The organism is Cupriavidus sp. 8B (assembly GCF_054589115.1).
Window position 1 is genome coordinate 1 of sequence record NZ_BAAILO010000578.1, and the last position, 273, is coordinate 273.

A 273-nucleotide genomic window follows, 5' to 3' on the forward strand; every position below is an offset into this window, starting at 1 on the left:
CCAGTTGACCACGGCTTCGCGCAAGGCCGCTTCGAGACGGCTGCATTGCGCGAGCCGATCCTCGATGGCACGTCGATATTCGTCAAAGGCAAGTTGCTGCCACACGGTGTCGAACGCAAAGGTACTGATCCAGCGCCGGTGCGCCGGTCCCCAGTCGGCTCTGCCGCTGTAGCGCACCCCATGTGAAAGCAGAAAGGCCTTCAGCCGTTGCCGGGCGCGCTTCAGATCGTCCTTGGCGTTGACCCAGGCGCGTGACAGATCCCGGAACGCTTC

The 273-nt window shown here is 63.4% G+C and carries 1 pseudogene; it reads right to left on the reverse strand.

Annotated elements, in window-relative coordinates:
- Positions 1-273, reverse strand: a pseudogene (locus ACYP5B_RS48980) (IS110 family transposase); the annotation flags it as partial.